This is a genomic window from Desulfurellaceae bacterium, assembly GCA_021296095.1.
Lineage (GTDB): Bacteria > Desulfobacterota > Binatia > Bin18 > Bin18 > JAAXHF01.
In genome coordinates this window covers 1-7,913 of record JAGWBB010000146.1, presented here as the reverse complement: position 1 = coordinate 7,913, position 7,913 = coordinate 1, and the positions used below count along the sequence as shown (strand labels likewise).

At 62.3% G+C, this 7,913-nt stretch carries 10 protein-coding genes; 3 read left to right on the top strand and 7 right to left on the bottom strand.

From position 1 onward, the window contains the following. The 3 genes from J4F42_21695 to msrP form a co-directional block, all read right to left on the bottom strand. Positions 1–330 (bottom strand): hypothetical protein (locus J4F42_21695; protein ID MCE2488137.1); only part of this gene is annotated, 330 nt, incomplete at its 3' end. Between the two features lie 305 nt (positions 331–635). Then, the gene (locus J4F42_21690) at positions 636–1,724 is read right to left on the bottom strand and encodes an MBL fold metallo-hydrolase (protein ID MCE2488136.1); all 1,089 of its coding nucleotides are present in this window, start codon (positions 1,722–1,724) and stop codon (positions 636–638) included. Positions 1,725–1,833: 109 nt separating this feature from the next. After that, positions 1,834–2,670 (bottom strand): protein-methionine-sulfoxide reductase catalytic subunit MsrP, encoded by an 837-nt coding sequence (msrP, locus tag J4F42_21685; GenBank protein MCE2488135.1) that lies wholly within the window; start codon positions 2,668–2,670, stop codon positions 1,834–1,836. Positions 2,671–2,801: 131 nt separating this feature from the next. Between msrP and J4F42_21680 the strand changes: the two genes are divergently transcribed. Further along, the gene (locus J4F42_21680) at positions 2,802–4,061 is read left to right on the top strand and encodes a CoA transferase (protein ID MCE2488134.1); all 1,260 of its coding nucleotides are present in this window, start codon (positions 2,802–2,804) and stop codon (positions 4,059–4,061) included. Positions 4,062–4,116: 55 nt separating this feature from the next. Then, positions 4,117–4,830, top strand: coding sequence for a hypothetical protein (locus J4F42_21675; GenBank protein ID MCE2488133.1), 714 nt, complete (start codon positions 4,117–4,119; stop codon positions 4,828–4,830). A 30-nt stretch (positions 4,831–4,860) separates the two neighbouring features. On the opposite strand, the gene J4F42_21670 is transcribed toward J4F42_21675, so the two are convergent. The 4 genes from J4F42_21670 to J4F42_21655 form a co-directional block, all read right to left on the bottom strand. Next, a complete protein-coding gene (locus J4F42_21670; protein MCE2488132.1) occupies positions 4,861–5,046 on the bottom strand; it encodes a DUF5615 family PIN-like protein in 186 nt (61 codons plus the stop codon). A gap of 13 nt (positions 5,047–5,059) precedes the next feature. Next, positions 5,060–5,170: a DUF5615 family PIN-like protein gene (locus J4F42_21665; protein MCE2488131.1), complete on the bottom strand. Its 111-nt coding sequence runs from the start codon at positions 5,168–5,170 to the stop codon at positions 5,060–5,062. Further along, positions 5,167–5,400, bottom strand: coding sequence for a DUF433 domain-containing protein (locus J4F42_21660; protein ID MCE2488130.1), 234 nt, complete (start codon positions 5,398–5,400; stop codon positions 5,167–5,169). Before J4F42_21660 ends, J4F42_21665 begins: the two co-directional genes overlap by 4 nt. A 153-nt stretch (positions 5,401–5,553) precedes the next feature. Next, entirely contained in the window at positions 5,554–6,786 is a 1,233-nt protein-coding gene (locus J4F42_21655) for a DUF790 family protein (protein ID MCE2488129.1), read from the bottom strand. 115 nt (positions 6,787–6,901) lie between these two features. Here J4F42_21655 and J4F42_21650 point away from each other — a divergent pair, with 115 nt between their 5' ends. After that, positions 6,902–7,726, top strand: coding sequence for an enoyl-CoA hydratase/isomerase family protein (locus tag J4F42_21650; GenBank protein MCE2488128.1), 825 nt, complete (start codon positions 6,902–6,904; stop codon positions 7,724–7,726). Positions 7,727–7,913 lie beyond the last annotated feature (187 nt).

Here is a 7,913-nt window from a genome sequence, read left to right as displayed (position 1 = left end):
GGCAAAGAAATCCCCGGCATGGCCATGCAACCCCGGGCGGCCAGCTATGCCGTGCCGATCTATATTGGTGCGCTGGCCCTGGGTACGGTCCAGCTCAGCGGCGAGGTGGCCGACGGGGTGATGCTCTATCTGTGTCCCGTCAGCCGACTGCCGACCGCCCTGGCCGCCCTGGAAAAAGGCGCGGCCAAGGCCGACCGTTCGATCTCCGAGATCGATGTCACCACCGGCCTCATCACCTGCATTCACGACGATCTGGACACGGCCATGGAGGCGGCCAAACAGAGCCTGTCGTTCTACGGCGGCCTGCCCTTCTATAACAAGCTGTTTCACGACAGCGGTTTCGAGGACGAGGCGGCCAGCCTGCTCAAGGGCGACGGCAGCGGCTTTGTGTCGGACAAGATGGCCGATGAGCTGTGCGCTGCCGCGAGCGCCTGGCCGCTTTTCAGGAGGCCGGGATTCAGCTGCCGATCTTCAACCCCTCGCCGGTCGGCGGCGAGAGCTATGGGGATGCGGTGCGCAGCGCGATTGAGACCTTTGCGCAGTAGGCTGGAGGGCACTGACACAGGGGGTGCCGACGCTGCGTCAGTGACCTCTGCTCTCGGATTCAGACAAAGGGCACCCACGGGGGGGTGCTCCTACTCGTCCGGCACCTGCCAGGTCTCTCCAACCGCCATGATCTTGATCGGGTCAAGCGAGGCCCCGGCGGCCCGGACTACCCGGCGTAACTCGCGCGGGGCTTCGTCATACGGCTCGTCGGTCAGATCGAAGGTGCCCCAGTGGCACGGCACCATCCAGCGTGCCCCCAAATCCTGAAACGCCTGATAGGCTTCGGCCGGGTTCATGTGCGAGTAGCGCATGAACCAGCGCGGTTCATAGGCGCCAATCGGCAGCAGCGCCACATCAATCGGACCGTAGCGCCGGGCAATTTCGCCAAAGCCGTGAAAATAGCCCGTGTCCCCGGCAAAAAAGTAGCGGCGTTCGTCCGAGGCAATGACCCAGGCGCACCACAGGGTCGAGTTCTCGGCCTGGCCGATACGCCGCGACCAGTGCTGGGAGGGCACACAGCTGATTTTCCAGCGCCCGTGCTCGACCGTCTGCCACCAGTCCAGCTCGACCACATTCGGCCGACCGCGGTCACGAAACCACTCGGCCAGGCCCATCGGCACAAACCACCGGACCGAGGGCGGCAGGCTGTCAACCGTGTAGGCGTCGAGGTGGTCGTAGTGGTTGTGGGAGATGAAGGCAAAGGCGTCGGCCGGAACGGCGCTGATCGGGATGCCGGGCGGATGGTGACGCTTGGGCAGGAGCGCCCGCTTACCAAAATGCGGGTCGGTCAGAAAGACATCGGCCCGGTCGTGGATGGCAAAGGTGGAGTGCCCGACCCAGGTCAGGGCGGCCGTCTTTTGCGGCGCGGCCAGGGAACTGCCGTCGTTTTCGACCCGGGGTACCTCGGGCGGGTCGCGCCACTCGCCGGTGTAGGCGTTGCGCGAGACCGCCCAGCGCAGCATGTCGGCAGTAGACACGGTCCGGCGCCGCCAGGGCGTGAACCAGGCGCCGGGCTCGGCGTGGTAGGCGTACAGAGAGGCGGGATCGCTTGGCGGCTCAGGCGTGCGGTCGGGCGGGACGGCACAAGCCGCGCAGAGCGCCAGCAGCACCACCCCGAGCCAGCCCAGGCCCCCGGCGACCGCCTTAGGCTCGGTACAAACCGGCCACAAACTCGGCATAGCCGTTATACGGCAGGGTTGGGCGGCGTTCCTCGGTGCCAATCACCCGCTCGTAGGCTAGTGACCAGCGGGGGTGGGGAACCGTCGGATCGACATTGGCCGAAAAATTCTACTCCCAGGGAATGAGGGAGGACCAGAACGTGCCGGGTTGCTGGTCGGTGAACTCGATACGGACAATCGACTTGATGCTCTTATAGCCATACTTCCAGGGCACGACGAGGCGAATCGGGGCGCCGTGCTGCTTGGTCAATTCATGGCCGTAAATACCGGTCACAAACAGCGACAGCTCGTTGGTCGCCTCGGCTAGGCTCAAGCCCTCAAAATACGGCCAGGGGTAGCTCGTGTCCCGCATCCCCGGGGCCTGGTCGGCGTTGTTGAAGGTCAGCATATGCATGAATTTCGCCGAGGACAGGGGTTCGACCAGATCGATGAATGCCTTGATCGGAAAACCCGTCCAGGGAACGGCCATGGACCAGGCTTCGACACACCGGTGACGGTACAGCCGCTCCTCGAGCGGCATGCGGCGCACCAGCTCGTCAATATCCAGGGTCTGGGGTTTGTTGACCAGGCCCGCCACCTCGATCTGCCACGGTCGGGTTCGGAAATTGGACACCAGGCGGGCGACGTGTTCTTTGCGGGGCGAGAACTCGTAGAAATTATTATACGTGGCGGCCACCCGCTCGCGGGTCAGCGGCCGGTCCAGCGTATAGCGCTCGGCGCGCGGAGCCGGATACAGGTCGGTGGTCGGGCTAGGCTCGGGCAGGCCCCGAAGCGCCCCCAACTCGTCAGCCGGCCGGCTCTCGGCCGGGCTGTCGCAGCCCACGCCCAGGACGCTCAGGCCGGTCAGCCCCAGGGCTTGGAGAAACCGGCGGCGGTTCCAATACACCGCTTCCGGAGTGGCCAGACGTTGCGGCATCTCCCAGCCGCGCGGAGAACGAATCAGCATGGTCGTGTTCCTCCTCTCCTCCATTCAAATGGATGGACGCCAAAAGTCAACCGACCGTCGTGCCAATAAACTTGCCGCTGCGGTCCAGGTTTAGTAGGAAGAGGCGACACCAGGAAAAACACGGAGGCTTTATGACACAGCAGACATCCGGCGCCACCCAGCTGCTCTCCGGCGTAAGCGTGCTCGACTTCACCCAGTATCTGGCCGGTCCCTCGTCCACCCGGCTGCTGGCCGACCTGGGAGTCGAGGTGGTCAAAATCGAACGCGCGCCCGACGGCGACCTGGGACGCAAGATTCACCTGGTCGAGCACGGCCAGAGCGCACTGTTCCTGGCCGCCTGCGCGGGCAAGAAAAGTCTGTGTGTCGATTTCAAGAAGCCCAAGGCGCTCGAAATTGTGCGCGAGCTGGTCCGTCAGGTTGACGTGGTGGTGGAAAACTACAGCCCCGGGGTGATGGCCAAATACGGCCTGGACTACGACTCGCTCAAAACCCTGAACCCGCGTCTGATCATGTGTTCGGTCTCGGGCTACGGTCAGGACGGTCCGTATGCGCGGCACACCAGCTTCGATATCATTGCCCAGGCCCAGAGCGGGGTGATGGCCATGACCGGCGAACCCGACGGCCCGCCGACTTATGTCGGCAATTATTTCGGGGACCCGAACGCCGGGATTCACGGCGCCCTGGGGATTTGCGCGGCCCTGTTCCACCGTGCCATGAGCGGGGAAGGCCAGTACATCGACGTCTCGCAGCTCGAATCCCTGGTCTATCTCGACTACATCAACTTCCCGCTCTTCCAGATGAGTCAGGGCGCCATTCGGCCCCACCGTTTTGGCGGCGATTTCTTCAACATCTGCCCCTACGGCGTCTACAAGTCCACACGCGGCTATATCGTCTTTGCCGTTGCCGAGCACCAGTGGCCGCCGCTGGTCGAAGCCATGGGCAAGCCCGAGCTGGCGACCGACCCGCGCTACGCCAGCCAGATCGAACGCTGCAAGCGCCGGCCCGAGGTGCGCAAACATATCGAGGACTGGCTGCAAAGCTTTGAGGATGACGACACCCCGCTGAAAATCCTGGAGGAGGCCCGGATTCCGTCCGCGCCAATCCTCGACATCCCGGCCACCGTCGCCCACCCCCAGCTCCAGACCCGCGACTTTTTTCAGGACGTGCCCCACCCGCTGCTGGGGCCGACCCCGATCGCCAAATCCCCCTTTCACCTGTCCAGCGCCCAGGTCGCGATTCCCTTCCGGGCCGCCTTTCTGGGCGAGCACAACGAGGAGATTCTTCAGGAATACCTGGATTACAGCGCAGAACAGATTGCCGAGCTGTACCGGGACGGGGCGATCATTCAGGAAGACCGGGTCAGGGAGTTACGGGAGACGGGCGAGCTGTAAGGACGCGCTTGGCAGTCGAGAGGAAAAAGACTAGGCTGAAGTAGGGAAGCCAACCATGTCCTTCACCGTCGATGATTTTCAAGACCTAGAGCGGCTCCTGGAGCAGCGGCCGGAATGGCGGGTACGGCTACGCCGGCTGGTGCTGTCTGACGAGCTGCTGGCCCTGCCGGAGCAGATGTCCAGCCTGAGAACAGAAATCGACCGGCGCTTTCAGCAAATTGCCGAGACCCAGCAGCAGACCGACGCTCGTATGACCGCCCTCGCCGAAGCCCAGCAGCAGACCGAAGCCCGGCTTGCGGCCCTCACTGAGCACGTCGCAACCCTGACACGGACGGTTGGGACTCTCGTCAACGATGTTGCAAAACTGAAGGGTTTTGGTCTGGAAAATCGCTACCAGACAAGAGGCCACGCCTATTTCGGACTCTCGTCGGATGAAATCACGGCGCTTGTAGACGATGCGACGGACGGCGGCTTGCTCACCCAAGCTCAGGCCGATGAAATCCTGCTGGCCGATGTGATCGTCCGCGGCAAACGCCGCGAGGATAATGCTGCGGTCTATTTGGTCGTCGAAGTCTCGTGGGGCGTTGGCGTCCACGATGTCAAGCGGGCGGCCAGTCGGGCCAGACTCCTGTCCCGGGTCGGGACGCCGGCTATTCCCGTGGTCGCGGGAGAGTGGGTCTCTGCCGACGCGCGGGAGCTGGCCGAGCAGGAAAACACCTGGCAGTTGACCGACGGACGTCCGGTCGCCCCGGTCTCTACCCCAGCCTAGCGTGGAGGGTCTCGTGCCTGCTCACAACGTTCAAGCCAGGGCTAGGACAACTTCTCGTTCATTCTCATAAAACGTGAGGATATCATCGTACCGCTCACGAAGAAGCAGCTCAATTTCCCTGGTTGAACAATTCCCACGGCGAATCCAAACGATTTTGGGCGGAGGCCCGTAGGTGAAACCAAGGTGACGAAAATCAGCGTCTTTCGACACAATCACCAACCCGCGCTCTTTAGCGTAGGCCCATACTGCGGCCGTCCCTGACATGGAGCGATTGAGGATAAATGTCCTGTAATGCCTCCCTGAGACGCGGAGACAGATTCTGATCCAGCAGGAATTTCATTCCGGCGGAATGGAAACGAGACGGCGCTCCCGGTCAGCCGCAAACGCCAGACACGCCCTGATATCGGCACGGGTGAGGTCGGGAAAATCGGCCAGAATTTCCTGCTCCGTCATTCCAGACGCTAAATACTCCAGGATGTCATAGACCGTGATGCGAAGGCCACGAATACAAGGTTTCCCACCGCGTTTTCCCGGCTCGACCGTGATGATTCCAGTGTAGTCCGGTTGCATAGTTGTTCCTAATCTAGGGGAACGCTATCCCAGGTTCAATACGCCAACGGAGAGCCGGATGCGTCCACCCAGATGTACGAAGGCGCTGCCTTCCGTACACCCGAGTCCCAGTTCCGATACGACCGTCCAGACGTACAGGGCAAACAGCCTTGCTCAAGATTCCAGGCTGGCGTCCTGCCCGACCTGCTCCAGGCGCGCCAGCACATCCTGGGGATTGATGCGCCGCTTAAAGAAAAACACGCTGCCCGGCACGTCTTTGAAATCTTCCTCGCCAACGTTGAGGTCGGCCGAGACCGCCACCACCATATCGGTGCGGTCCGAGCGTTTGAGCTTCATCAGCTTGCGGGCCAGATAGTCGGGCCGCCAGAAGCCGACGATCTCCAGCAGCGCGGTGCGGCCGTCGGCGTGGCGGAAGGCAAAGTCGGGGATAAACACCGTGTCCTTGAGGTTGATGATGGCAACCTCGCGTTCAATCTCCCAACCGCTCTCAATCTCGCCAAACCGCTCGGCAAACGTTCGCTCCAGCAACGAGTCATACACCGTGCTGTCGCGGTAGTGGGAGTGCAGCCCGGCGCTTTCGTCGAGCGGGAAAAAACGCCGCTCACCGTCCGTAGCCACGATCTCGGCCTCCATCTTCCAGCGTGTGCACAACAACAGGGCGGGCAAAAAGACCGCCAGCTTCAGGCCGTACTTCTGGGACAGACGAAACAGGCTGACCGGGCCGTCAAGCACAATCTCATAGCCGCTGTCCAGGTCGCCCTGAATGGTGTGCATCAGCTGGTAGAACTTCACAAACTTGAACAGCTGCTTATAGCGGCTGGGAATATTGCGAAGGACCGATAGCTTCATCCGAATGCAGCGGTACAGCAGAGCCTGGGCCAGGGCGACATTATAGCGCTCCAGCAGCCACTCGGGCTGGGGCGGGTCGAACCGGGTCAGGAGGTGGTTGTCGGGCAGGTCGGCGTACACCGCCCAGGCCAGCTGCTCCACATCGGTTTTGTACTCGCTGGCCACCTCGGCCAAAATGTCGTTCTTGGACACGGGGTGAATCATATCCGGCTGGAGCACGACCGGGTGGTTCTCCCGGGCCAGGCCGAACACCCGCTCACGCACCTCGGCCGGCGGGGCAACGCTGCGCTCGCTGAACTCGCAGCGGTCGTCCCGCAGCAGCTTGGCCAGGCCGCGCTGAATCCGATAGTCGGTGCTGTCCTGGGCGTACTGGTTGAGGGCGTCGCTCAACTCGCGCCGGGTCTTGCCCTGGTGGTCGCCGAAAATGGCGATCAGCTGTTCGGCCAGAGCGCGAAAACGGGGCGCCTCGGTCTTGATGTAGCGCGGATAGATATACGGCCCGTGGTTGCGCGTTTGGAGTAGGTCGGAGGTCAGCATCGTCGGTGTGGAAGCACAAGTCTGCGATTTTTTTCGGGCCGGGGCAAGACCCGAGCCGCTGCTTGATCTCTCCCTCCCTTTGGGTTAGACATCGGGCTTTGGAGCGGGAGGAGCTATGGCAGACTATCACACCCTGCTGTTTGAAAAGCGCGACGGCATCGGCTATCTGACCCTCAACCGGCCCAGCAAACTGAACGCACTGAGCCCGGAGCTGATGGCCGAGTTGGGCCAGGCGCTGGACACGATTGAGGACGACCCGGAAGTCAAGGTCGTGATCCTGACCGGGGCCGGACGCGCTTTCTCGGCCGGCTTCGATATTGGCAGCCCGGAAGGAGAACCCGAGCTGTACGAGCGCTCGGCCGACGACTGGCGCTCGGCCCTCAAAAAGAACATCACCATCTTTCTGAAAATCTGGCACTCGGCCAAGCCGTATATCGCCGCCATCAACGGCTACGCGCTGGCCGGGGCGTGTGAGCTGGCCCAGCTGTGCGATATCAAAATTGCCTCCGAACAGGCCACGCTGGGTGAACCGGAGATTCGCTTTGGGACGGGCCCGCCGGTCCTGGTCACACCCTTCAGCGTCGGCCTGGCCAAGGCCAAAGAGTTGCTGCTGACCGGTCAGACCCTGTCGGCCCAGGAGGCTGAACGGCTGGGCATGATTAACAAGGTGGTGGCCCACGATCAGCTCATGCCCGAGTGCGAAAAGATGGCCCGGACGATGATCAACATTGCCCAGGTCGGGGTCAAGTATAACAAGATCGCCATCAACCGCGCCTTTGAGAATATGGGCTTCCTGAACAGCATTGAGCAGAACCTCGACCTGGTGACCCTGTTCGATACGACCCGCACCGAAGAGCAGGAAACCTTTAGTCGAATCCGCAAGGAAAAGGGCCTGCGGGCCGCGCTCGACTGGCGGGACGCACGCTTTAAGGATGACTAGTCTTGGAGTCTGGAAGAGATGCCGGCCTGCCCGTCATGCAAGCCTGCGGTTTCATCTTCCTGTCACATATGTATGATTGCATCGCTCAATGCTCCGCTCCCCCCCCGTCCGCCTTGTGAGCAAGGTGGCTGCTCCTGACCACCCTCTCAGGAAGAGAGGATCACCCATCCCGGTGGTGCAAGCGAGC

Coding starts and splice junctions, on each gene's coding strand:
- msrP (MCE2488135.1), bottom strand. CDS start 2,670: ATGCTGATTCGTTCTCCGCGCGGCTGGGAGATGCCGCAACGTCTGGCC.
- J4F42_21660 (MCE2488130.1), bottom strand. CDS start 5,400: ATGCAACCGGACTACACTGGAATCATCACGGTCGAGCCGGGAAAACGC.
- J4F42_21655 (MCE2488129.1), bottom strand. CDS start 6,786: ATGCTGACCTCCGACCTACTCCAAACGCGCAACCACGGGCCGTATATC.
- J4F42_21650 (MCE2488128.1), top strand. CDS start 6,902: ATGGCAGACTATCACACCCTGCTGTTTGAAAAGCGCGACGGCATCGGC.
- J4F42_21665 (MCE2488131.1), bottom strand. CDS start 5,170: ATGAAATTCCTGCTGGATCAGAATCTGTCTCCGCGTCTCAGGGAGGCA.
- J4F42_21675 (MCE2488133.1), top strand. CDS start 4,117: ATGTCCTTCACCGTCGATGATTTTCAAGACCTAGAGCGGCTCCTGGAG.
- J4F42_21690 (MCE2488136.1), bottom strand. CDS start 1,724: ATGCCGAGTTTGTGGCCGGTTTGTACCGAGCCTAAGGCGGTCGCCGGG.
- J4F42_21680 (MCE2488134.1), top strand. CDS start 2,802: ATGACACAGCAGACATCCGGCGCCACCCAGCTGCTCTCCGGCGTAAGC.